21 protein-coding genes are annotated in these 24,130 nt (G+C 71.0%); 9 read left to right on the forward strand and 12 right to left on the reverse strand.

Annotated elements, in window-relative coordinates; all coding sequences use genetic code 11:
* The 4 genes from ABZX22_RS20070 to ABZX22_RS20085 all read right to left on the reverse strand — a co-directional run.
* On the reverse strand, window positions 1–3,025 hold a 3,025-nt coding region (locus tag ABZX22_RS20070), incomplete at its 3' end, for a methylmalonyl-CoA mutase family protein (protein WP_354911022.1).
* 53 nt (window positions 3,026–3,078) lie between these two features.
* A complete protein-coding gene (locus ABZX22_RS20075) occupies window positions 3,079–4,140 on the reverse strand; it encodes a CHAP domain-containing protein (RefSeq protein WP_354911466.1) in 1,062 nt (353 codons plus the stop codon).
* A gap of 128 nt (window positions 4,141–4,268) precedes the next feature.
* Complete coding sequence (locus tag ABZX22_RS20080) at window positions 4,269–4,793, reverse strand: hypothetical protein (protein WP_354911024.1); 525 nt, start codon at window positions 4,791–4,793, stop codon at window positions 4,269–4,271.
* 74 nt (window positions 4,794–4,867) lie between these two features.
* A complete protein-coding gene (locus ABZX22_RS20085) occupies window positions 4,868–5,638 on the reverse strand; it encodes a protein phosphatase 2C domain-containing protein (RefSeq protein ID WP_354911027.1) in 771 nt (256 codons plus the stop codon).
* 76 nt (window positions 5,639–5,714) lie between these two features.
* Between ABZX22_RS20085 and ABZX22_RS20090 the strand changes: the two genes are divergently transcribed.
* Window positions 5,715–7,502: an N-6 DNA methylase gene (locus ABZX22_RS20090; protein ID WP_354911030.1), complete on the forward strand. Its 1,788-nt coding sequence runs from the start codon at window positions 5,715–5,717 to the stop codon at window positions 7,500–7,502.
* Between the two features lie 14 nt (window positions 7,503–7,516).
* On the opposite strand, the gene ABZX22_RS20095 is transcribed toward ABZX22_RS20090, so the two are convergent.
* Window positions 7,517–8,926, reverse strand: a complete 1,410-nt coding sequence (locus ABZX22_RS20095; protein WP_354911032.1) for an LCP family protein — start codon at window positions 8,924–8,926, stop codon at window positions 7,517–7,519.
* 138 nt (window positions 8,927–9,064) lie between these two features.
* Between ABZX22_RS20095 and tpx the strand changes: the two genes are divergently transcribed.
* The 3 genes from tpx to ABZX22_RS20110 are packed head-to-tail and all read left to right on the forward strand — an operon-like array spanning window position 9,065 to window position 11,069.
* Window positions 9,065–9,565, forward strand: coding sequence for a thiol peroxidase (gene tpx, locus ABZX22_RS20100; RefSeq protein WP_354911035.1), 501 nt, complete (start codon window positions 9,065–9,067; stop codon window positions 9,563–9,565).
* Between the two features lie 54 nt (window positions 9,566–9,619).
* Window positions 9,620–10,363 (forward strand): helical backbone metal receptor, encoded by a 744-nt coding sequence (locus ABZX22_RS20105; protein WP_354911037.1) that lies wholly within the window; start codon window positions 9,620–9,622, stop codon window positions 10,361–10,363.
* Window positions 10,364–10,379: 16 nt separating this feature from the next.
* Entirely contained in the window at window positions 10,380–11,069 is a 690-nt protein-coding gene (locus ABZX22_RS20110) for a phosphatase PAP2 family protein (RefSeq protein ID WP_354911040.1), read from the forward strand.
* Here the strand turns inward: ABZX22_RS20110 and ABZX22_RS20115 are convergent.
* Genes ABZX22_RS20115 through ABZX22_RS20130 form a run of 4 tightly spaced genes read right to left on the reverse strand, consistent with a single transcriptional unit; the run spans window position 10,999 to window position 15,326 of the window.
* Window positions 10,999–12,135: an ROK family transcriptional regulator gene (locus tag ABZX22_RS20115; protein WP_354911042.1), complete on the reverse strand. Its 1,137-nt coding sequence runs from the start codon at window positions 12,133–12,135 to the stop codon at window positions 10,999–11,001. The two genes, ABZX22_RS20110 and ABZX22_RS20115, sit on opposite strands and share 71 nt — an antisense overlap.
* Window positions 12,136–12,137: 2 nt before the next feature.
* A complete protein-coding gene (locus ABZX22_RS20120; RefSeq protein WP_354911045.1) occupies window positions 12,138–12,983 on the reverse strand; it encodes a carbohydrate ABC transporter permease in 846 nt (281 codons plus the stop codon).
* Entirely contained in the window at window positions 12,976–13,965 is a 990-nt protein-coding gene (locus ABZX22_RS20125; protein WP_354911047.1) for a sugar ABC transporter permease, read from the reverse strand. The genes ABZX22_RS20120 and ABZX22_RS20125 overlap by 8 nt, the downstream gene beginning before the upstream one ends.
* Window positions 13,962–15,326, reverse strand: coding sequence for an extracellular solute-binding protein (locus ABZX22_RS20130; protein WP_354911050.1), 1,365 nt, complete (start codon window positions 15,324–15,326; stop codon window positions 13,962–13,964). The genes ABZX22_RS20125 and ABZX22_RS20130 overlap by 4 nt, the downstream gene beginning before the upstream one ends.
* Window positions 15,327–15,610: 284 nt before the next feature.
* Here ABZX22_RS20130 and ABZX22_RS20135 point away from each other — a divergent pair, with 284 nt between their 5' ends.
* On the forward strand, window positions 15,611–16,648 hold the full coding sequence (locus ABZX22_RS20135; RefSeq protein ID WP_354911053.1) for a zinc-binding dehydrogenase: 1,038 nt from the start codon (window positions 15,611–15,613) through the stop codon (window positions 16,646–16,648).
* Window positions 16,645–17,430, forward strand: coding sequence for a sugar phosphate isomerase/epimerase family protein (locus ABZX22_RS20140; RefSeq protein WP_354911056.1), 786 nt, complete (start codon window positions 16,645–16,647; stop codon window positions 17,428–17,430). Before ABZX22_RS20135 ends, ABZX22_RS20140 begins: the two co-directional genes overlap by 4 nt.
* A gap of 1,193 nt (window positions 17,431–18,623) precedes the next feature.
* On the opposite strand, the gene ABZX22_RS20145 is transcribed toward ABZX22_RS20140, so the two are convergent.
* Window positions 18,624–19,715: a zinc-binding dehydrogenase gene (locus tag ABZX22_RS20145; RefSeq protein ID WP_354911058.1), complete on the reverse strand. Its 1,092-nt coding sequence runs from the start codon at window positions 19,713–19,715 to the stop codon at window positions 18,624–18,626.
* Window positions 19,708–20,658 carry a Gfo/Idh/MocA family oxidoreductase gene (locus ABZX22_RS20150; RefSeq protein ID WP_354911060.1) on the reverse strand — a complete coding sequence of 317 codons (951 nt, stop codon included), beginning with the start codon at window positions 20,656–20,658 and terminating at the stop codon, window positions 19,708–19,710. Before ABZX22_RS20150 ends, ABZX22_RS20145 begins: the two co-directional genes overlap by 8 nt.
* Before the next feature lie 105 nt (window positions 20,659–20,763).
* Between ABZX22_RS20150 and ABZX22_RS20155 the strand changes: the two genes are divergently transcribed.
* Window positions 20,764–21,669: a glucosyl-3-phosphoglycerate synthase gene (locus ABZX22_RS20155; protein ID WP_354911062.1), complete on the forward strand. Its 906-nt coding sequence runs from the start codon at window positions 20,764–20,766 to the stop codon at window positions 21,667–21,669.
* On the forward strand, window positions 21,666–22,808 hold the full coding sequence (locus tag ABZX22_RS20160) for a glycosyltransferase (RefSeq protein WP_354911065.1): 1,143 nt from the start codon (window positions 21,666–21,668) through the stop codon (window positions 22,806–22,808). The genes ABZX22_RS20155 and ABZX22_RS20160 overlap by 4 nt, the downstream gene beginning before the upstream one ends.
* Before the next feature lie 97 nt (window positions 22,809–22,905).
* Here ABZX22_RS20160 and ABZX22_RS20165 read toward each other — a convergent pair whose 3' ends face one another.
* Window positions 22,906–23,703, reverse strand: a complete 798-nt coding sequence (locus ABZX22_RS20165; protein ID WP_354911068.1) for a universal stress protein — start codon at window positions 23,701–23,703, stop codon at window positions 22,906–22,908.
* Between the two features lie 74 nt (window positions 23,704–23,777).
* On the opposite strand from ABZX22_RS20165, the gene ABZX22_RS20170 reads away from it, so the two are divergent.
* Window positions 23,778–24,095: a hypothetical protein gene (locus ABZX22_RS20170; protein WP_354911071.1), complete on the forward strand. Its 318-nt coding sequence runs from the start codon at window positions 23,778–23,780 to the stop codon at window positions 24,093–24,095.
* The last annotated feature ends 35 nt before the right edge of the window (window positions 24,096–24,130 follow it).

The raw sequence follows: 24,130 nt of genomic DNA on the forward strand, positions 1-24,130 counted from the left end.
GTTGGGCGAGCCGAGCAGCTGGAGCAGCGTGGCCTTCAGGTCGGCGGGCCGCGGCAGGTCGACGACCTAGCTCGTCGATGATGAACGAGCCCTGCAGCGGGTTCTCGTTCCTCGCCAGGCCCCATTCGCGGTTGATGATGAGCTGGATCGCCATCGCGCGCCGTACGGACTCGGCCGAGGGGGTGGTGACGGCCTCGTCGAAGGCGTTGGTGTGCAGGCTGTTGCAGTTGTCGTAGATCGCGATGAGGGCCTGCAGGGTGGTGCGGATGTCGTTGAAGTCCATCTCCTGGGCGTGCAGCGACCGGCCGGAGGTCTGGATGTGGTACTTCAGCTTCTGCGAGCGTTCGGCCGCGCCGTACCGCTCCCTCATCGCGACGGCCCAGATCCGGCGGGCGACCCGCCCGAGCACGGAGTACTCGGGGTCCATGCCGTTGGAGAAGAAGAACGACAGGTTGGGCGCGAAGTCGTCGATCCGCATGTCGCGCGCCAGGTAGGCCTCGACGTAGGTGAAGCCGTTGGCGAGGGTGAAGGCGAGCTGGCTGATGGGGTTCGCGCCCGCCTCGGCGATGTGGTAGCCGGAGATGGACACCGAGTAGAAGTTGCGCACCTGGTTGCGGATGAACCACTCCTGGATGTCGGCCATCATGCGCAGCGAGAACTCCGTGGAGAAGATGCAGGTGTTCTGCCCCTGGTCCTCCTTGAGGATGTCGGCCTGGACGGTGCCCCGTACGGTGGCGAGAGTCCTGGCGCGCAGCTCGGCCGCCTCCTGCGGGGACGGCGGGCGGCCCTGGGCGGACTCGAAGCGCTCGAGCGCCTGGTCGATCGCGGCGTTGAGGAAGAAGGCCAGGATCGTGGGGGCGGGGCCGTTGATGGTCATGGAGACGGAGGTGTTCGGCGCGGACAGGTCGAAGCCGTCGTAGAGCACCTTCATGTCGTCGAGCGTCGCGATCGATACCCCCGAGGTCCCGACTTTTCCGTAAATGTCGGGTCGAACGTCCGGGTCGTGGCCGTACAGGGTCACCGAGTCGAACGCGGTGGACAACCGGGTCGCCGGCTGGCCCTCCGACAGCAGCTTGAAGCGCCGGTTCGTCCTGAACGGGTCGCCCTCGCCGGCGAACATCCTGGTCGGGTCCTCGTCGTCCCGCTTGAAGGGGAACACGCCCGCGGTGAACGGGAAGCGGCCCGGCAGGTTCTCCGAGCGCAGGAAGCGCAGCAGCTCGCCGTGGTCCTCGAAGCGGGGCAGCGCGACGCGCGGGATCCTGTTGCCGGAGAGGGTCTCGCGCCACAGCGGGGTGTGGATCTCCCTGTCGCGGACCCGCACGACGAGCTCGTCGGCGGTGTACTGCTCCCGCAACGCGGGCCACTCCGCCAGCAGCGCCCTGCTCTCGTCGGACAGCTCCCGCTCGGCCTGGGCAGCCAGCTCGTCCAGACGCGCATCCGTCACGTTCCGCCCGTCGGCGGGGGCAGCCAGCTCGTCCAGGCGCGCATCCGTCACGCCTCGCCCGTCGGCGGGGGCGACCGCCTGCGCCCCGCCCGCCGAACCGGCGGGTTCGCCCAGGAGTGCCCGGACGGCCGCCAGCTGCTGCCGGCGCCGGGCCACCTCCACCTGGGCCGTCGTCTCGGCGTGGTAGCCGCGCACCGTCTCGGCGATCTCCGCGAGGTAGCGGACCCGTGCCGGCGGCACCACCGCCGCCGCCGTCCTGGAGGTGCGCCCCTCGACCCTGGGCAGCAGGCCGGCGCCGACCGGCATGCCCCGCTCCACGAGCTGGTCGCGCAGGTGGTGGTAGAGCGCCGTCACCCCCGCGTCGTTGTAGCGGGCGGCGATGGTGCCGAACACCGGCATCGCGTCGGGCGACACCCCGAACGCGGACCGGTTGCGCACCATCTGGCGGCGCACGTCGCGCAGCGCGTCCTCGGCCCCGCGCCGCTCGTACTTGTTGATCACGACGGCCTCGGCGAAGTCGAGCATGTCGATCTTCTCGAGCTGGGAGGCGGCGCCGAACTCCGGCGTCATCACGTAGATCGGCACGTCCACGTGCGGGACGATCCCCGCGTCGCCCTGCCCGATGCCGGGTGTCTCGATGACGACCAGGTCGTACCCGGCCGCGCGGCAGGCGGCGATCACGTCGTCGAGGCAGTCGGGCACCTCGCTCGCGCCTCGCGTGGCGAGGGAGCGGAAGTAGGTCTGCCCGCCGAGGCTGTTCATCCTGATGCGGTCGCCGAGCAGGGCGCCGCCGCCGCGCCGCCTGGTGGGGTCGATGGCGATGACCGCCATGCGCAGCTTGTCGTCGTTGTCGACGTGGAACCTGCGCAGCAGCTCGTCGGTCAGCGACGACTTGCCGGACCCGCCGGTGCCGGTGATGCCCAGGACGGGCGCCCGCCGGACGGTCGGTCCGGCGCCGTCACCCGGAACGTTCTCCACCCCCGCCACGGCATCATCGGTCACTCCGGTGGTGGCCTGGGCCGGGGTCGCGCCGCCCAGGGCGCGGATCCCCGCGAGCAGTTCCTCGGGCGCCCGCCCCGACTCGATCAGCGTGATCGCCCTGGCCAGCGCCGCCTGGTCGCCCGACGCGACGGCCTCCACGGACGGCGGGTCGCCGAGCTCGACGTCGCATTCCTCGATCAGCTTGTTGATCATTCCGGGGAGGCCGAGCCGCTGGCCGTCCTCGGGGGAGAAGATCCTCGCCACGCCCCTGGAGTGCAGCAGCTCGATCTCCTCGGGGACGATCACGCCGCCGCCCCCGCCGTACACCCTGATGTGGCCGGCGCCGCGCTCGCGCAGGAGCTCGACGAGGTAGGTGAAGAACTCGACGTGCCCGCCCTGGTAGGAGCTGATCGCGACGCCCTGGACGTCTTCCTGGATGGCGGCGGTGACGATCTCGTCGACGGATCTGTTGTGTCCGAGATGCACGACCTCCGCCCCTTGTGACTGCAGGATCCGCCGCATGATGTTGATCGCGGCATCGTGGCCGTCGAACAGCGCTGCCGCGGTCACGAAGCGGACGGGATGGGCCGGTACGTGCACGCCTGATCACTCCTTGGTGAGGGGCCTCCTCTCGAAGATACTAGGACGTCCTACTATTTCCCAGTGGCCGCCTCATACGGCCTGCGCCGCCTGGCGGTACCGCCCGGCGGGGTGAACGGGTGCGGAGCGACCGGCGCGGCCGGCGCGCGCTCGCCGGAACGCTCCAACGGCAGGTGAGCGCGTTCCGCCTGCGCGCGCGAGCGGGCCTCGTCCGCCGGGACGCGGGTGCGGGGGACGCCGGGCGGTGCGGGGGTCGTGGTGCGCGCCCGGGGCGGCAGGGCGGGGACGGGACCGCGGGGGGATGACGTGAGGCGGGCGGCGGTCACGTGCGGCGGTGGTGCGGGGGCGGTGCGGGCGGCGGTCACGTGCGGCGGTGGTGCGAGGGTGGGACGGGAGGCGGTGACATGTGGCGGTGGCGCGGGGGCGGGGCTGACCCATGGGACGAGTTCCCGGCGATGGCGCCCGGAGCCGCGGGAGCGTCCCGCCACCCGGAACGAGACGACCACGGTGGTGAGCACCATCGCGGCGAGTAAGGCCTGCGGCGTCCCCAGCACGTCGAACGGTGACTCCCGTGTCATCGCCGGCGGCACGTGCGCCTGGACGGAGAAGGGCTCGAGCGGCTGGTCGGAGGGGCGTACCTCGATCAGCGTCGGATGTTCCTTGACCAGGCGGGGCAGCCCGTACCCGACGACCTTGTCGGTGTCGCGGACCTTGCGCTTGAGCCAGACCTTGTCGACGTTCGCCTCGATCGTGTGGATCTTCGATCCGGCGACTTTCTCGACGATGCCGACGTGGTCGATGCCCTTGTAGCTCTTGCCGCCCTTCCAGTCGTAGAAGACCAGGGCGCCTGGCTCGGGTTTTAGCGACCAGGCGCCCTGTTGGATGAACCAGGCCGCGTGCGAGGGCGTCCAGGCGAACTGCCCGACGTACTCCTGCAGGCCCGCCTTGTGCGCGGCCCAGGTGATGAACATGTCGCACCACGGCGCGTTGCGATACTGGGGGTCCTGGACGAGGTCGGCGTACCACGTGCCGAACTTGGTGTACTGGCCGCCCTTCTCGCGGTAGCCGAGCTCGGGGCGAGCCGCCTTCAGCAGTCCTTCAGCGATCGGGTCCAGGACGACTCCTTCCCAGAAGACCGGCGACTAACGAGGGACTGTAGTAGTGCCGTCGTGGCCGCGGGCCGGACATCCGGAAAGTGTCTAGATATGAGGCGAAATATGCGCAGTGTTGCTGCTGGGACGTACTAGTCGAGATAGCTGTAGAGCTTCTTCCAGCTGCCGCCGTACAGGCAGGTGGCCGACGGCTTCGAGGCCTTGATCTCGCCGCAGACCTTCGTCTCGACCAGGACGACCCGCTTCTCGACGAAGGAGAAGGACTTCGGGGTGCCCTTGGTGCAGTCGAGGCTGTAGAGGTGCTTGGTCGGCACGCTTCCGTCCTTCTTGAGGAAGGAGACGCGGAAGGCCGCCCAGCCGCAGGCCGGCCCCTTGGTCAGGTCGGTGATCGCGCCGTTGATCTCCACCGTGGCGGTCGTCGGCGTGGTGGACGTGTCCCGGCTGAGCACGGTGAGCCTGCCCTGTGCGACGGCCTTCCTGCCGGAGGAGAACGTCGGGCCCCACGTCGTGCTGGGGCCGGCCCCGACGCCCGTGGCGGCGGACGCGGAGATGGGGGTGGAAGCAGGCGCGGAAGCAGCGGACGCGGACGCGACGGTGGCGGGTAAGGCCGCCAGCAGGCCGGCGGCGGCGATCAGGATGGTACGGCTGGTCCTCATTGGGAGTTCCCTTCTCGTTGTACCGAGAGTGTGGATTCCCGCGCTTTCAGATGGGTTGAGAACCGCCGTACCGATCAGGATCCGACGCCCACCCGGTACATCGACGTGCCGCCCTCGCCGGACGGTACGACGTCGGCCACGATGACGGTGACGTTGTCGGGCCCTCCGCCCTCGTTGGCCAGTTCGATGAGCCTGTGCACGGCGGCGTCGGGCTCGCCGTACGAGGTCAGGATCTCGTGGAGGGTCTCGGGGCCGAGCACGTCGGTCAGCCCGTCGGAGCACAACATGTAGCGGTCGCCGAGCTCCGCCTCGCGCAGCGACATGTCGGGCTCGGCCCTGCCCTCGCTGCCGAGCACGCGCAACACCATCGAGCGGCGCGGGTGGACCGCGGCCTGGTCCTCCGTGATGCGGCCTTCGTCCACCATCGACTGGACCAGCGTGTGGTCCTTGGTGATCTGGTAGAGCGCGCCGTCGCGCAGCAAGTACGCCCGCGAGTCGCCCAGGTGGGCCAGGGCGAACCTCGTGCCGTCCCACAACATGGCGGTCACCGTCGTGCCCATGCCCCTGCGAGCCGGGTCGATCTCGACCAGTTCGGCAAGCCTGCGCCCCGCCTCCAGCACGGCCGCCTCCAGGGCGGTTTCGAGATCGGCCCCCGCCTCTGGCAAGCTGACGTCGAGCTCGCGCAGCACCGCGATCGTGGCGGAGCTGGCAAGCTCGCCGGCCGCGTGGCCGCCCATCCCGTCCGCGATCGCCAGCATGCGGGCGCTCACGTAGCCCGAATCCTCGTTCTGCTCCCTTCGTCGGCCCACGTCCGACCCGGCGGCATAGCGGATGTTGTGCGTCATAGTAGTCAGTAAATCATTGGTTGAAACACTTCACAAGCAGATGCGCTGAAGAGTGTTGTGAACTAATGTGGCGTCCATGAGCCACGACCCGACCGTGAACGCCGGCGACATCGCTCGGCTCGCCGGTGTCGGGCGGGCCGCGGTGAGCAACTGGCGCCGCCGCCACGACGACTTCCCCAAACCCGTCGACGGAACCGCCGCGCAGCCGCTTTTCGCGCTGCGCGAGGTCGAGGCATGGCTGAGTCGCTATGGGAAGTCCTACCAGGTCTCGCTGGCGGATCGCGCGTGGCAACGCCTGAAAGCTTCCGGAGATCTTCAGCTTGGCGAGCTCGTGGCCGCCGCCGGAGGTTTTCTCGCCGATCCCGGGGCCGGGGGCGAGGGGCTCGACGAGGGACAGGTCGCGGTGCTGCGCGAGCTGGCCGCCGAGCAGGGCGCGCCGGCCGCCTACGAGTTCCTGTGCGCCCGCTACTTCGAGGCCCACTCCCGCAAGCTCTCCGTCACCCGTGAGGACCTCGCGGCCCTGATGATACGGCTGGCCGTCCCCGACGGCGGCATCGTCCTCGACCCGGCCTGCGGCGTCGGCACCCTCCTGCTGCCGCTGTCGCCCCGCGGCCGCGCCATGGGGGCGCCCGACGGCGTGAGAGTGCTCGGCCAGGAGCTGGAGGACACCTCGGCCCGCATCGCCGCCGCCCGGCTGGCGCTGCGCGGGGTCGAGGCCGAGATCGTCCACGGCGACTCGCTCAGGCGCGACGCCTTCCCCGGCCCCCGGGCCGACGCGGTGGTCTGCGACCCGCCGTTCAACGAGCGGTCGTGGGGCTACGACGAGCTCACCGGCGACCCGCGGTGGGAGCACGGCCTGCCGCCGCGCGGAGAGTCCGAGCTGGCGTGGGTGCAGCACTGCCTCACCCACGTCAGGCCGGGCGGCCTGGTGGCCATCCTCATGCCCGTCGCCGCGGCCGGCCGCAGGGCCGGCCGCCGCATCAGGGGCAACCTGCTGCGCGCCGGGGCCCTGCGCGCCGTGGTGGGGCTCTGGCCCGGCGGCCCCGACCTGTGGCTGCTGCGCAGGCCGCAGAGCGGGGAGCGCCCGCCGTCCGAGATCGTCATCATGGACGCCGAGGGCGACCTGAGCAGGGTCGAGCCCGGCCTGCGCGACGGAGCGCACCGGGTCCGCATCATCGACCTGCTCGACGACGAGGTGGACCTCAGCCCCTCCCGCCACGCCCCGCGCGGCGGAGCCGACCTGGGGCGCGCCTTCGCCGACGCCAGAGCCCGTTTCCTGGCCGCCTCCGTCGACGCGCCCGATCTGGTGGTGCTCGACGAGCCGCGCGACCGGCCGGTCACCACGATCGGCGAGCTGGTCAAGGCGGGCCTGGTCACGATCCTCCAGGCGCCGCCCAGGATGTCGGCCGACGGCGGCGACCTGCCGGTGCTGACGGCCGACGACGTGGAGCGCGGCACCACCACACCCTCCGGCGCCACCACGGCCGAGCCCGGCCTGGTCAGGATCCAGCCCGGCGACGTCGTGGCCACCTACGCCACCGCGAGGGTGGTCGGCCAGGACGGCGCCGTCCTCGGCCCGCAACTCACCCTCTACCGGGTCGACCAGCGCCGCGTGGACCCCCACTTCCTCGCCGGTTTCCTGCGCTCGGCCGGGGCCCGGGTGCCGGCCGGCTCCAGCAGGGTCGACGCGCGCCGTACCCGCCTGCCCAGGCTGTCGCTCAGCGAGCAGCGGGCCTACGGCGACGCCTTCCGCCGGCTGGCCGCCATGGAGGACGCCCTGCGGGAGGCGACCGAGCTCGGCGAGACCCTCATCAGGCTCGGCCACCAGGGTCTGGCCGACGGCCGCCTCCGACCTCCGGCCTGACCGGCGCGGCGCTCTCAGGCCGCGCACGTGTCGTGGGTGGCGTCGAACCCCTTCAGCGCCTCGGAGGCGCCCACCTGCATCGGCTTGAGGCCCTGCCAGTCGTCCCCGATCGTCAGCACCAGCCGCGGCGTGGCCGCCCCCGCCACCAGCCGCGGCGTGGCCGACAGCAGGTCGCGGGTGAGCGTGGGGACGCGCGCCTCCCCGTTGGGGGAGTAGGCGAGCTGGGTCTTCGGGTACGGCTTGCGCGAGGCGTCGCCGATCCTGGAGACGTGGTAGCCGCGCTGTTCGAGCCCCACCGCCACCTGGCCGGCCAGGCCCGGCCGGAAGGTGCCGTTGCGCACCTCCACCTGGATCCGCGACGGCGGCACCTTCTCCTGCCCGCCCCTGATCCCCGTCACCTCCAGGTCCTTGGCGACGATCTGGAACAGGGTCCTGGCCTGCGGCTGCACCCACTCCACCCGCCCGGGATGGGACACGGAGTAGTACCACGGCGTCGTGACGAACCGGATCTGGCCCGCCGTCATGCCCCGCGCGCTCTCGGCGAGGTCCTTCATGACGCCGGGCGTGAGCCCCGGGTCGGTGGTGACGGCCTTGGTGGCCGCGTCGAGGAAGCCGAAGAGCCTGGCCGGGTCGGTGAGCGTGCGACCGCTCATGACCTTCCTGAGCATGGCGGCGATGAACATCTGCTGCCGCTGGATGCGCCCGATGTCGGAGCCGTCGCCCATGCTGTAGCGGGCCCTGACGTAGCCGAGCGCCTGCTCGCCGTTGAGCGACTGCCGTCCCGCGTCGAGGTGGAGCAGCGCCTTGGTGTCGTCGACGCGCTCGGGCAGGCACACCTCGACCCCGCCGACCGCGTCGACCATGCTTTTGAACCCGGTGAAGTCGACTTTCACGAAGTGGTCGATGTGGATGCCGGTCAGCGACTCGATCGTCTTCCACGTGCAGCCGATGCCGCCCGAGTTGAACGACTCGTTGATCATGCCGAGATGGGCCGGCTGGCCCGGCAGCCTGCCCTTGGCGCGGCAGGAGGGAAGCTGGACCAGCGAGTCGCGGGGGAAGCTGATCACCATGGCCCCGTCGCGCCTGGACGACACGTGGGCCAGCATGATCGTGTCGGTGCGCTCGCCCTCGACGGCGCGGCCGTACCTGGCGTTCCTGCCGTCGCGCTGGTCGGAGCCGACGATCAGCACGTTGAGCGCGGTGGTGGCGGCCTTGGGCGGTCGCGTGGCGTCGAGGTCGCCGGTGACGTCGATGTGCTTCACGTTGCTGGTCAGCTTGACGTACGCGCCGACCGTCGCGCCGGCGACGGCGAGCACCACCACCGTCGTCGCCACCACGACCCGGCGAAGCCAGCGCCGCCGCCCGGCGGGCGGCTCGGCGGAGGGCGACGGCGGATGCGGGGCGGCCACGAGCCCGCTGCTCACATGTCACTCCAGGGGAGGGCCAGTCGAACCTCGCCGAGTGTACTGAGTCACACGGCGCCGGTACGGCGGAAGCCGCAGCAAGGGGAAGCAATAGGATCGAGCCCTTGGCTTTTGTCACCTTTTCGCCGGGAGGCGCTCATGTCCGATGTCACCTTCAAGGGCAACCCGATCACCGTCGGCGGCACCTTCCCTCAGCCTGGCGACGCGGCCCCCGCGTTCAGCCTCGTGGGCAAGGACCTGTCCGACGTGACGCTCGCCGACTTCGGCGGCAAGACCAAGGTGCTCAACATCTTCCCCAGCGTCGACACGGGAGTGTGCGCCGCGTCGGTCCGCCGCTTCAACCAGGTGGCGGCCGAGCACCCCGACGTGGCCGTGCTGTGCGTCTCGGCCGACCTGCCGTTCGCGCAGGGCCGCTTCTGCGGCGCCGAGGGCCTCGACAGCGTGGTGACGCTGTCGCTGATGCGGGGCAGGGAGTTCCTGGCCGACTACGGTGTGGCCCAGGAGTCCGGCCCGCTGGCCGGTCTGGCCGCCCGCGCCGTCGTGGTGCTCGACGGCGACAACAAGGTCGTCTACTCGGAGCTGGTCCCCGAGATCACCCAGGAGCCCGACTACGAGGGCGCGCTCAAGGCCCTGGCCTAGCCCGTTCGCGGCGGGCCCCCGCGGGGTCCGCCGCCAGGCCCGAAGGAGGAGTCCGTGGCCGTCGACGACACAGGACGCGAGGTGCGGGTGCCCGCGACGGTCGAACGCGTCGTCTCCCTCGTGCCCTCCCTCACCGAGTCCGTGGCGCCCACCGGCAAGCTGGTCGGCGCCACGGACTGGTGCACCCATCCGGCCGGCCTCGACGTGGTCAGGGTGCGCGGCACCAAGAACCCCGACCTCGACCGGATCATGGCGTTGGCGCCCGACGTGGTGCTGGCCAACGCCGAGGAGAACAGGGAACCCGACCTCGAGGCGCTCAGGCAGGCGGGCATCGCGGTATGGGTGACCAGGATCGAGACGGTCGAGGCCGCGTTCGTCTCCCTGGGCAGGATGTTCGAGCTGGCCTGCCGCACACCGGAGCCGGAGTGGCTGGAGCGGGCGCGCCGGGCGTGGGACCTGCCGGAGCCCGCGGTCAGGCGCACCGCGATCATCCCGATCTGGCGGCGGCCGTGGATGGTGGTCGGCCGCGACACCTTCACCGGCGACGTGCTGAGGCGGCTGGGCGTCGACAACCTCTACGCCGCCCATCCCGAGCGCTATCCCAGGATCCCTCTCGCGGAGCTCGTGGCGAAGGACCCGGACGTGGTGGTGCTGCCGGACGAGCCGTACGCCTTCTGCGCGGACGACGGGCCTGAGTGCTTCGCCGGCAGCGCGCTGGTCAGCGGACGGTTGCTGACCTGGTACGGACCCTCGATGGTGGAGGCTCCTGACGTCCTGCGGGCTAGTCTCGGCCTGTAGCGGGCAGGATGGGGTGATGCTGACCAGGCTCGTCCTCGTCGTGTCCCTGATCCCGTTCGGGCTGCTGCTCCTGCTGGCCAGGCAGCCGCTCAACCAGGTCGACCGGGCGGTGGCGCACGACCTGTACGCCGGGGCGCTCGCCGATCCGGCGTGGACGCGCCTCCTGCTGCTGTGGACCGACGCCCTGGGTCCGGCCACGTGGCGGATCGTGGTGATCGCGATCGCGGCCTGGCTGATCTGGAAGGGCAGGCTCGGGGCCGGCGCCTGGGCGCTCACGGTGATCGTGGCGGGCGGCCTGCTCGGCGAGGCGTTGAAGATCGTCATCGATCGGGCCAGGCCCGCCTTCCCCGACCCGGTCGCCACCGCCGTCGGCATGTCGTTCCCGTCGGGCCACGCGCTGACCGTCACGCTCGGCGCGGGGGTGATCGTGCTGCTGCTCTCCCCGAGGCTGCGCGGCAGGCCCGTGCTCCTGGTCCTGGCCTGGGGGATCGCCGCCTTCCTGGTGCTGTCGGTGTCCTACACGCGCGTCGCCCTCGGCGTGCACTGGGTCAGCGACGTGGTCGCGGGGATGCTGCTCGGCGTCGCGGTGCTCGCCGTGCTCACCACGACGATCCCGCCCGCGCTTCCCGCCGCGCTCACCCCAGGGACGCGTCGACGCTCTCCGGGGAGAGCACGTGCTCCGTCACCATCACCGCGGTCCCGATGACGCCCGCCCTGCCGCCCAGCCCGCTGGTGACGATCTCCAGGTTCCTCGTCGTGTACGGCAGGCTGTGCCGGTAGACGCTCTCCCTGATGCCGGTCAGGTAGTGCTCCCGCGTCTCGGCCATGTCGCCGGCCAGCACCAGCACGCCGGGGTTGAGCAGGCTCACCGCGGTGGCCAGCACCAGGCCGAGCGTGCGCCCCGCCTCCTGGGTACGGGCGATGGCCTGGGGATCGCCCGCCTGCACCAGGCGCACCACGTCGCGGCTGCTCTTCTGCCCGAGGTCCTTGGCCACGGCGTGGCCGCTGGCCAGCGAGGCGACGCACCCCTTCGAACCGCACGTGCAGACCCTGTCGTCGCTCTCGCGCAGCCGTACGTGGCCGATGTTGCCGGCGCCCTCCTCCACGCCCCGGTAGATGCGCCCGTCGAGCACGATGCCGGCGCCGATGCCGGTGGAGACCTTCACCAGCAGCAGCGACGGCGAGTGCCGGTAGGCGGCCCACCACTCGCCGAGCGCCATCGCCTTGGCGTCGTTCTCCACCAGGATCGGCACATCGAACCGGGCGCCGAAGGCCGCCTTGATCGGCAGGTCGTCCCACCCCGGCATCAGGAAGGACCTGAGCACCTTGCCCGAGGTGTGGTCGACCGAGCCGGGCAGGTCGAGGCCGACGCCGCAGACCTGCTCCCTGGTGCGGCCGGTGCGGTCGAGCAGGCGCTCGAAGGCCTGGAGCACCCAGGCCAGCACCTCCTCGGGGCCGCGGTCGATGCGCATGCTCTCCGACTCCTCGGCCTGCGGGCGGGCGGCGAGGTCGGTCAGCGCCACCCGCGCGTGGCCGGCGCCGAGGTCGGCGACGAGCACGACCCTGGCGGTGGAGTCGAGGGCGAGGACCGACGGAGGGCGCCCGCCGCCCGACGCCCCCTTGTCGGCCTCGCGGATGTAGCCGGCCTCGATCAGCCGGTCCACCCTGTCGGTGACGGTGGACCTGGACAGCCCGGTGTAGTCGATCAGCTCCTTGCGGGTACGGCACGTGCCCTGCCTGATCAACTGGAGGACGTGTCCCGCCGTCAGCATCACTAGCCCTTCTCCGCGCCTGCCGTCAGGCCCTCCGCCAGCAGCCGCTCGCCGGCGAAGAACACCACGACGATGGGTAGTGTCAGGATGACCGATCCTGCCATGAGAACGGTGGTCGGTATCTCGATACTGCCCGCCAGCTGCGACAGCCCGAGGGAGACCGTCCAGCTTTCCCTGCGTTCCACCAGGAAGAGCAGGGCGAAGAGGAACTCGTTCCACGCGATCATGAAGGCGTAGAGGCCGGTGGCCATGAGGGCGGGTTTCGACAGCGGCAGCACCACCCGCCAGATCGTCTCGATCCTGCCGCAGCCGTCCATCGCGGCCGCCTCCTCCACGCTGCGCGGCACGGTCTCGAAGTAGTTGCGCAGCATGTAGACGGTGACCGGCACGATCTGGGCGATGTAGACCAGGATCAGCCCCGGCAGCGACCCGCGCAGCCCGAGCATGGTGAACAGCACGAACAGCGGGATCGCCAGCACGATCGCGGGGAAGAGGTAGACCGCCAGGAACAGGAAGTGCACCTGACGGCGGCCGAAGAAGCGCAGCCGGGCCACCGCGTAGGCGCCGGGGATCGAGATGAGCAGCGTCACCGCCACCGAGGCGACCGCGACGATCGCGCTGTTGCGCATGAAGGTCAGGAAGCCCTGCCTGCCCAGCACGTCCTGGTAGGTCGCCAGGGTGAAGCGCTGCGGCCACAGCGATCCGGGGTCGAGGATCAGCTCCTGGATGTCGCGGACCGACAGCATCACCATGTAGAGGAACGGGAAGCCGGTGATCACGGCCAGGAACCCGATCACGAGCGGCCTGAGCACCCTGAACAGCGCGCGTTCGAAGCGGTCCCTACTCACGCTCGCCTCCGAAGGACCTCAGGTACACCACCAGGAAGACCACCAGCACCAGGGCCAGCACGATCGCCTGGGCCGCCGAGGCGCCGATGTCGTCGCGCGCGGTGAGGAAGGTGTAGACCCTGACGCTGACCACCTCGGTGCCCGCGCCGCCGCCGGTGAGCAGGTAGACGTCGTCGAACTTGGTGAAGGTGAACACGAACCGCAGCACCGCCAGCAGCGCCACCACCCGCCAGAGCTGCGGCATGATCACATGGCGGAAGCGCTGGGTCGGCGTCGCGCCGTCCACGACCGCCGCCTCGTCGAGCTCGCGGGGCAGCGCCTGGAGCCTGGCCAGGATGAACAGGAAGGCGAACGGGAAGTAGCGCCAGGCCTCGAAGGCGATGACGGTCAGCAGCGCGACCGGCACGGTGAGCCCGAGGACGCTGCCCCTGGCCTGGGTGAGGAAGGCGATCGGCTCGCTGAGCCAGGTGTTGACGATGCCGAACTGCGGGTTCAGCATCACCTCCCACAGGAAGGCGACGGCCACGACGGGGGCGACGTAGGGGATGAGGATGGCCGCCCTGACCAGGGTGCGCCCCTTGAACCTGCTCTTCAGCGCCAGCGCCGCCACCAGGCCGAGCGCGATCGACAGGGCGGTGCCCGCCACGGTGTAGACCAGCGTGTTGACCAGGGAGCTCCAGAAGCCCGGCGCGGAGATGACGTAGGAGAAGTTCTCCAGCGTGTAGTCGCCGAAGAGGCCCGTCCGCCTGATGGAGATGAGCCGGGCGTCCTGGAAGGCCAGCATGATCGCCCACAGCAGCGGGACGACCACGACGACCAGTGTGATGACCAGAGTGGGGGAGATGAGCAGCAGGCCGGCCCGCGCCTCCTGCTGCCGCAGCGTCCTGCTCGTGGTCCGGCCCGCCGCGCCGGGCCGGTTTCCCGCCGGCCTTTCCTCGGCGACGGGGCCGGGACCCGCACCGGTGCCGATGCCGGTGGTCATTGCCTGATCCCGCGCTTGATCGCTTCGACGTCCGACGCGGCCTGGGCGGCCGCGGCCTGCGGCGTGAGCGAGCCGTCCACGATCGCGCTGAGGGCCTTGGGCACGGGCAGCTCGCCCATGGTGGCCCCGACCAGCTTGCCCTGCCCCTGGGGGATGCCCCACCGGGCGAAGGCGTCGGGGCTGCGGCGCAGCGCCTCGAGCACCTCGGCGGGGTAGACCTCGGCCAGCGGCTTCTTGGTGTCGACGCCCGCGGGCAGCGCGGTCCACCGCGACTCGAAGCCCTTGCGGGTGGGGAACTTGCCCTCGGGGGCCATCCCGATCCAGCGCTCGTAGCCCTCGTTCATCATGAAGGCGACGAACCGCTGCGCGGCGGCGGCGTCGGCGTCCCTGGTGACCGCCCACGAGACGATCTCGCCGTACTGGGCGGGCGTGCCGCCGGCGGGGCCCTTCAGCGCGGTGACCACGCCGGTGTTGGCGGCCAGCCACTCCTTGTCCGCCTTGCACGCCGCGCAGGACGGCAGCGCGTCGTTCCGCAGCCCGGCCATCTCGTCGAGGATGAACGACGACCAGATCGTCATCGCCGCCTTGCCGGCGAAGTAGGTGGCCCTGGTGGAGTCGACGTCCTGCTTGCCCTTCACCGAGTACTGCCCGGCCAGACGCGAGTAGAAGTCGAAGGCCTGCACGCAGGCGGGGGATTCGAGGGCGACGGTGCCCGCGTCGTCGACCAGCCGGCAGCCGTTGGCCAGGGCCACGTGCTCGAAGCTCTGCGCGGTGAAGGAGTCCTTGGGCGCGATGGCGAGGGTGATGCCCGCGATGCCGCCGGTGTGGAGCTTCCTGGCCGCGGCTTCCAGCCGCTCGTAGGTGTCGGGCGGTTCGAGCCCGGCCTTCTCGAACAGGTCCTTGCGGTAGAGGATGAGCTGCGCCCACCCGTCACTGGGAACGGCCAGCAGCTTGCCCGAGGCGCTGTCCAGCTGGAGCGCCCTGGCCGAGAAGGTGTCGCGGCCGAGCTGGTCCACGATCCTGCCCGGTGTCTCGGTGTCGAGCAGGTCGTTGGCCTCCAGTTCGCGGACCGAGGCGAGCGGGAGCGCGCCGATGACGTCGGGCAGCCTGCCGGCCGCCGCCGCCGAGGTGATGATCTGGCTGAACTGGTCCTCCGCGACGCCGACCAGGTTGACCTTGATCCCGGTCCGCCGGGTGAAGTCGGCGACGATCTGCTGTTGCACCGCCATGCGGTCGGCGAGGTTCTCCTCGGTCCACACGGTGATCGTGTCGGCGGGCTGACCCTCCGCGCCGCCGCCGCACGCGGCCATGGTGACGGCCAGGATCGCGGCGGAGAGGACGGCGGTTACCTTGTACGGCATGGCTCGCTCCTCCTGAGGTGATGTGCCTGGAGTACCCCTGGAGCAGGGCGAGCAACGCCCTGTGCAATTTCCGGCATCCGTTGAGAAACTCGGCGGGCCGTCGTGGCTGGTCAGCGCCCGAGCGTTTGATCATGGGAAAGGTTGCTTTCCGGATACAGCTCCTCAAATTCGCGGCAATGCTCGGTTAAAGACGTAGACTTAAGTGTGAATTGAGCGCAGCTATGGTCTGCAATCATGCGCCAAATCAGCCACTTTTGTTTGATCAATAAGCGTAAGTGTGGGGAATGCACGTCATCACCATTCAAGAGCCGGGTCTGGTGCGCGTCACGCGGGAGGAGCCCGGCGAGCTGGCGCCCGGCACCGTGCGGGTCCGCACGCTGTACTCAGGCGTCTCGGCGGGCACCGAGCTGACCGCCTACCGAGGGACCAACCCCTACCTCAACCGCCGCTGGGACACCGAGCGCCGGCTGTTCGTCGAGGGCCAGAGCCACTCCTACCCCCTCGCGGGCTGGGGCTACCAGGAGGTCGGCGAGGTCGTCGAGGCCGCGCCCGACGTCGCCGACCCGCCCGTCGGGTCGCTGGTGTGGGGCATCTGGGGCCACCGCGACGAGGCGGTCGTGCCGGCCGAGAAGCTGGTCGGCCACCTGATCCCGCCCGGCGTCGATCCGCTGCTCGGCGTCTTCGCGAGGGTCGGGGCGATCGCGCTCAACGCCGTCCACGCCGCCGACATCCACCTCGGCGACCAGGTCACCGTGTTCGGGCAGGGCGTCATCGGGCTGCTGGCCACCCGCCTCGCCGTGCTCAACGGGGCCCGCGTGGTCGCCGCCGACGCCCTGCCCGGCCGCCTCGACCTGGCCGAGCGCTTCGGCGCTGCCGAGACCTTCGACGTGCGGTCCGGCTCGGTGGCCGAGTTCGTGCGCAAGCGCATCGAGGGCGCCGACACCGCCATCGAGCTGAGCGGCACCCACCAGGGCCTGCAGGAGGCCATCAGAACCGTCCGCAAGGGCGGCAGGGTCGTCGCGGCGGGCTTCTACCAGGGCGACGGGATCGGGCTGCGGCTCGGCGAGGAGTTCCACCACAACCAGGTGCAGCTGGTCTCCTCGCAGATCGGCGGCGTGGCCTCGTGGCTGTCGCACCGCTGGGACGTCGAGCGGCTGCAGCGCACCTTCATGGAGCTGACCTACCGCGGCGAGGTCGACGCGCGGGAGCTGGTCAGCCACGTCATGCCCGTCGAGTCCGCCGCCGAAGCCTTCGACCTGCTCGACCGGCATCCGGCCGACGTTCTGCAACTCGTCTTCGCCTTCGAAGGAAACACAGTATGAAGCTGGCCGTACAGGAGCAGCTGTTGCCGGGGCGCACGCTGCAGGAGAAGTTCGCGTTCGCGGTCGACGCCGGCTTCGACGCGATCGAGCTGCGCGGCAAGGGCGACTTCCAGTTCGCCACCAGGCTGACCGAGCTCAAACGCGCGCTGGCCGACGGGGTGGTCATGCCGACGGTCTGCGTCGACATGCCGCACTTCATCGGCGACTTCGACCCGGCCAAGCGCAAGGACGCCATCCAGCAGCTGCGCTCCCAGCTCACGGTGATCGCCGAGCTCGGCGGCATCGGTGTGATGACCCCCGCCTCCTGGGGGCAGTTCTCGCGGCGGCTGCCGCCCTTCGAGCCGCCGCGCGGGCCCGAGGAGGACCGCGAGGTGCTGGCCGAGGCGCTCGGCCTGCTGGGCGAGCACGCGCAGCGCAACGGCGTGAAGATCATGCTGGAGCCGCTCAACAGGTACGAGAACCACATGGTCAACACCCTGGCCGAGGCGGTGTCCTACTGCGCCATGGACTCCATCAGGATCGCCGGCGACACCTACCACATGAACATCGAGGAGGACGACCCCTGCCGCTCGCTGGTGGAGGCCGGGCCGTACCTCGCCCACATGCAGATCAGCGAGTCGAACAGGAACCAGCCGGGCACCGGGCACCTCGACTGGGGGGCGCAGCTGGCCACGCTCGACGCCATCGGCTACGACGGCTACCTCGCGCTGGAGTGCCGCCTGCGCGGCGAACCCGAGATCGTCCTTCCGCAGACGGCCGCCTTCATCAGGAAGTTCCTATGATCGCACGCGACGCCGTGCGTGTCCTGGTCGCCAACTGGGACGGCAGCTACACCGTCCCCTCGCGGCGGCTCTACCCCCACCAGTGGAGCTGGGACTCGGCCTTCATCGCCATCGGCAACGCGCGGTGGTCGCCGCGCCGGGCCCGTTCGGAGCTGCTGTCGCTGTTCGGGGCGCAGTGGCGCGACGGCAGGGTGCCGCACATCGTCTTCAACCCCGACGTGCCCGACGGCGCCTACTTCCCCGGACCGGAGTTCTGGGCGGTCCGCGCGCCGTCCGGCAGCGCCACCTCGGGCATCGTGCAGCCGCCCGTGCACGCCATCGCGGCCTGGCAGGTGCACCTCGCCGAGCCCGACACCACCTTCCTGCGCCGCCTCTACCCCCGCCTGGTCGCCCAGCAGCACTTCCTGCGGACGGCGCGCCGGTCGGCCGACGGGCTGCTGTCGATCGTCCACCCGTGGGAGTCGGGCATGGACAACAGCCCCGCGTGGGACATCCCGCTGGCCGCCGTCGCCACCGGGCCGGCGGGTGTGGCGCGCCGCGACCTCACCCACGTCAGCGCCGACGAGCGGCCCACCGACCGCGACTACGAGCATTACACCGCGCTCGCCCGCGCCTACCGCGACACCGGCTACCGCAGGGCGGGCGCCTTCGCCGTGGAGGACCCGCTGTTCAACGCCGCCTACGGCGCGTCCGAGTCCGCCCTCGCGAAGATCGCCGCCGTCTGCGGCCACGACCCCGCGCCGCATCACGCCGAGGCGGCCAGGATCACCGCCGCCATGGTCGCGCACCTCTACGACGACGGCCTGTTCCACAGCCGCGACACCGCCAGCGGCATCCTGCTGCGCTCCCACAGCGCGGCGGGTCTGGTGCCGCTGATCCTGCCCGACCTGCCGCGCGAGATCGTCAACGCGCTCATCGGCACCGCTCTCGACCGGTTCGAGATCAAGAGCGGGCTGCTGCCCAGCTTCGCGCCTGACACGCCGGAGTTCGACCCGGTCCGCTACTGGAGAGGGCCGAGCTGGATCAACCTGACCTGGCTGGTCTGGCAGGGCCTGCGCCACCGCAGGGCCGACCTGGCCGAGCTGCTGGCCGACGGGATGATCAGGGCGGTGACCACCTCCGGCTTCAGGGAGTACTTCCACCCGTTCACCGCGGAGGGACACGGCTGCCGCGACTTCAGCTGGTCGGCCGCGCTAGTCCTCGACGTCCTGGCTCAGTACGGCCTGGACGGCGTGCCGGCGTCCATGCGCCAGGTCGGTGAGGAGCTCGGGGGCCTGGCCGAATCCGACGACGTCGGTGACCAGGTGCTCGCGTAGCCCCCTGGCGTTCCTGAGCAGCTCGACCGTCTCGTAGGACAGGCGTTCCCTGTCCCAGGCGTGGGCGAGGCCGCGCGGCACCCTGCCGATCTGCGCGCACCTGATCGACAGCCCGTTGTGGTGGAACTCCTCGCCCAGGCGCACCTCGTCGGCGCCGTGCGGATAGAAGGCCAGGTCGATCACCGTGCCCTGCGGCCGCAGCAGCTTCAGCGCCAGCGCGAGGTAGCGGGCCTGCCCCCGGCACTGGAACACCACGTCGGCGCCCCGGTCGCCCGGAGTGTGCCGCCAGCGCTCCTTCAGCGTGACGGCGGGATCCTCCTCGACGGTCGTGGCGCCCAGCGCCTCGGCGACGCGCAGCCGCTCGGGCGTCTCGTCCACCACGACGACCTCGGCCGCGCCGTGCCGGATCGCGAAGGACGCGGTGAGCAGGCCGACCACGCCCGCGCCCGTGATCGCCACCCTGCGGCCCCTGACGCCGTCGCCCAGGCTGTGGAAGGCGGGGCCGTACAGGTCGGCGGCGGCGTGGAGCAGGCCGTTGGCGCAGATGGGGCCCATGTGGGCGACGTAGATGCCGAGCAGCGGATCGAGGTCGTCGGGCAGTTCGACGAAACGGTCCTTGAGCGGGTCGGCCACGTAGCCGGTGCGGTGCCCGTAGGCCATCGCCAGCAGGGCGCCCTCGTGCACGGCTCCGGTCCTGGTCTCGGTGACCATGCCGACCTGCATGTAGCCGATGCCGCGCACCGGATACCCGATCGACGGCACGCCCTCGGTGAACAGCCCCAGCACCGGATCCCAGGTGGCGTTCAGGTAGGGGTTGGTGCCCTTGACGTAGGTCAGCTCGGTGCCCGCGGACACGCCGCTGTAGACGGTCTCGACGCGGAAGCCGCCGTCCTCCAGCGGACCCGCCTTCTCCTCGACGAAGGTGATCTCGCCCGGCGCCTCGATGCTCAGCGTGCGGATCTCATCCATTCAGCATCACGGGAATCCCCTCGGTGGCCGACCGCGCCACCGCGTGCGCCAGCCGGTGCGTGCGCAGCGCCTCCTCGTACGGCACCCGCACGTCGTTCGCCCTGCCCTGGACCGCGTTCACGAACTCCCTGTCCACCCGCGTCTTGGCCTTGCCCGGATCCTCCATGATGCTCCGTCCGTCGGCCACGAGCCGGGTTTCGCTGAGATCCAGGGAGACCCCGTCCGCGCACACCTCGAGCCCGACCCGTCCCTTGGCGGGCAGCAGGCAGCTCACCGCGAGCAGCCCCGCCGCTCCCGAGTCGAACCGCAGCAGCGCCGCCGTCGCCCTGTCGACCTCCCCGTCCTCGGGGATCCCGCCGGGCACGGCGTGCACCATGGTGACCTCGCCGACCAGCACCCGGGCCAGGTCGAGCACGTGCACGGCCTGCTCCAGCACCTGGCCGCCCGACAGCTCGCGCCTGAGCCACCACGGCACCGGCGGCACCTTGTCCAGCCAGTGGCCGATGGCCAGCTGGATCGGACGGCCTTCCAGCAGGTCCCTGGCCCAGTCGACGAGGTCGAGGTAGCGCCAGTGGTGCCCGACGGCCGAGGGCAGGTTTTTGCGCGTGATCTCCGCGCCGATCTGCTCGGCGGTCTCGAGGTCGAGCGCGAGCGGTTTTTCAACAAATATCGGTAGATCGGACTCCACGCAGTCAAGCTCTGGCGTACCGTGCGCGAAAGGAGGTACACACACGTAAACCGCATCAAGTCTGCCGGCAGCCAGCAGGTCGGCGTGGTCGCCGTAGGCGAGGGAGCCATGCCGTGAGGCCAGAGCCTCGGCCTTGTGGGGATCGGTGTCGGCGATTCCGGCAATCGTCACGTCGGGGAACGTGGAGAGGACGTCAGCGTGGCGTGCGGCGACATTTCCCGCTCCGATGATGCCGATACGGGTGAGTGAGGTCACGGACTGGCATATGCCTCACCTGCGGTCGAGCAAACAATGATGTTCGAATCGCTATCGGTGGGGCAGTTCTGCCATCCATGACGTCATCAGATCGGGGCAGACTGCATGGAACCAGGTACCAGCACCGCCGCCGACTGGCCGCTTGACGCGTTGCTGCTGGCCAAGACCGGCACGACCGTCAGCGTGGTGCTTCCAGCGCGCGACGAGGAACGCACCGTCGGCGCGATCGTCTCGGCGATCCGCAGAGACCTGTCCGCACTGGTCGACGAGATCCTCGTCGTCGACTCCCGCTCCACCGACGCCACGGCCGCGCGCGCCACCAAGGCCGGGGCGAAGGTCGTCCGCCAGGACGACGTGCTGCCCGAACTGCCGCCGCTGTCGGGCAAGGGCGAGGCGTTGTGGAAGGGCCTGGCCGCCAGCCATGGCGATCTGGTGGTCTACATCGACGCCGACCTGCGCAACTTCCGCTCCCATTTCGTCACGGGGTTGCTCGGGCCGCTGCTGACCGAGCCGAAGGTCCAGTTCGTGAAGGGCGCCTACGAGCGGCCCCTGCGCGGACGGCCGGGCGAGGGCGGCAGGGTCACCGAGCTGGTCGCACGGCCACTGCTCAACCTGTTCTGGCCCGAGCTCGCCGGGTTCGCCCAGCCCTTGGGCGGCGAGTACGCCGCCAGGAGGTCGGTTCTCGAACGCGTGCCGTTCGTCACCGAGTACGGCGTCGAGTTCGGCCTGCTCGTCGATCTCCTGGAGTTGATCGGCCTGGACGCCATGGCCCAGGTGGACCTCGGCACCCGCGAGCACTCCCACCAGAGCACCGCGGCGCTCGGCCGGATGGCGGGCCAGATCATCCTCACCGCGTGGTCAAGGCTGGAGCGCCAGGGCCGGATCGTCGCCTCCGAGCCGCCGGCCACCCTGCTGCGCCAGTTCCACCCCGACACCGTCACCGACGTGTCGGTCGCCGAGCGGCCACCGCTCGCGTCCCTGATCGACGTCATGGAGGAGGACGTGGCATGAAGATCCTCGTGAACGCGGGGCCATGGCTCGCGGTCCCGCCCTCGGGCTACGGCGGCATCGAGAACGTCGTCGCCACGCTGGTGCCCGCTCTCCGCGCGCGCGGCGTGCACGTCGTGCTCGCCTCCGTCGCTTCCAGCACGATCGAGGCCGACGAGCTCGTCTGGACCTTCCCCGACGGGCGGTTCAGCGAGCTGCACAAGCCGTACAACCAGGTCATGGGCCTGGCCCACGCGCACCAGGCGCGCGTGCTCGAGGAACTGCGCAGCCGCGACGACATCGACCTGGTCCACGACCACCTGGAGGTGGTGGGCCCGGCGACGCTGTCGGCCTTCGGCGGCCCGCCCGTCCTCCACACCCTTCACTGGGACCTGCGCAAGCATCCGGCGTTCTACGGCGCCTTCCCGCCGGGCGTCGCGGTCAACGGCGTCTCCGAGTCGCAGCTGGCCCGCGCGCCCGCGGCCCTGCGTGCGGCCGCCCTCGGCGCGGTCCATCTGGCCACGCCGCTCACCGACGGGCACCCGGTCGGCGGCGCCGGCGAGCAGGTCGTCGTCATGGGCAGGGTCTGCGCGCTCAAGGGCCAGCACCTGGCGGCCCGGGTGTGCCAGAAGCTCGGCCTGCCGCTGGTCATGGCGGGCCCGGTGAGCGGCCTGAACACCCCGGCGGAGCTGGAGGCCGTCCTGCAGGATCCCGACCATCCGCTGCACGGCCACCCCGACGTCCGCTACCACCACGACCAGGTCGCCCCCTACCTGGACGGCGACCTGGTCCGCTGGATCGGCGGGGTGGGCGGGAGCGCGAGGGACGAGCTCTACGCCTCGGCCAAGGCGGCCCTGTTCCCCATCCAGTGGGACGAACCCGGCGGCACCGCCGTGGTCGAGGCGCTCGCCCTGGGCGTGCCGCCCGTCGGCCTGCGCCGCGGCTGCCTGCCCGAGCTGGTCGACCACGGCCGCACGGGATGGCTCGCCGACACCGAGGAGGAACTGGCCGAGCTGCTGCTGCGGGTGGACGAGATCGACCCCGAGGAGTGCCGCCGCGAGGCGCGCCGGCGCTTCTCGCCCGCGGTCATGGCCGACCGCTACCTGCGCCTGTACGGCGAGGCCTGCGCCGCACGCAGCACGCCCCGGCGCGCGGCCGGCTGACCGCGAACCGCGGAAAGGAACCCCAGGCTGCCCCGGAAAGGAACCCCAGGCTGCCTCGGAAAGGAACCCCAGGCTGCCTCGGAAAGGAACCCCAGGCTCAGGTGAAGCCCCTGGGCAGCACGGCCACCGGGCAGGTGGACGCCTTCAGCGCCTTCCTGGCCACCTCGCCGAGGAAGACCCGGTGCGGCTGGGCGTCCTCGCTGGCCGCGCACACCAGCAGGTCGCCCGCCGGCCACTCCACGCTGGCCAGCGCGCTCGCCACGTCGTGCCCCTCCGCGGTCTCGGCCTCCGCCTCGATCCCCGTGCTCTCCCAGGCCAGCCGTACGGCCAGCGCCAGGTCGTCGCGCAGCCGTCCCGGGTCGTCGACGCGCAGGTCGAAGGTGAGCAGCCGCATGGGCACGCCGAGCCGCAGCGCCGCCTGCGCCACCCGCTCGACCGCCTCGTCGGCCTGCGGCCGGTGCACGTAGGCGAGGGTCAGCCGGCTCGGCTCGGCCGGCGGCTCGTAGCCGGCCGGTGTGAGCAGCACCGCCTCCGGTGACATGTGCAGCAGGTGGTCGGCCGTGCTGCCGATGGTGATGCGGCCTCTCACCCCGCCCTGCGCCGATCCCACCACGATCAGGTCGGCCCTGATCCGGCCGGCCAGCACCGACAGGCCCCGGCCCGCGCCGCGGCTCTCGAAGGTGACGTACTCGGCCGGGACCTCGCCCAGCGCCTGCGCCGCGTGCGAAAGGTTCGCCTGGGCCTCGACGGCGAGCCCGGGGCTGCCGGGAGGGTGGATCGTGGCCACCGTCAGCTCGCCGCCGGTGAGCCGGGCGATGGCCGCCCCGAGCGCGAGGGCGTCACGCCCACCCGGGTCCTGCGTGTATCCGACGACGACGTGCTCTCCGATCACCATGCGCCCGTACCCCGCTTGACCTGGGAATATTCATGCCGTCACGAGGGTTGTCAGAGAGGGACGTCCGGGGGAAGGTGAGAACGACGAAGATCACTCTTGACACCTGTTTCAACGGTGCTCTCGGCCCGACCACCCTGCGTGACGCGGTGCGCAGGCTGAGAGCGAGAGAGCTGACCTGCACCGTCGAACCCGAGCTGGTCGAAGGCAAGGTCAACGTGTTCTGCGACTGCGTCGAGCACGGTTTCACGCCGCTCCGCAGCGAGATCATGGCCGCCTACTACGTCGCCGAACGTGACGCGGCGAACGAGGCCTACCGCCGCGGCCTGATCACCGAGGGCGAGCGGCGCCAGAAGTACCTCGACCTCGACCGTCAGGTCCTGACACGGTCCTGAGATCGGCCGAAAGGTCGAGGCGAACGGGCGCTCCG

Origin of the sequence: Nonomuraea sp. NPDC003804 (genome assembly GCF_040610675.1) — a bacterium.
GTDB lineage: Bacteria > Actinomycetota > Actinomycetes > Streptosporangiales > Streptosporangiaceae > Nonomuraea.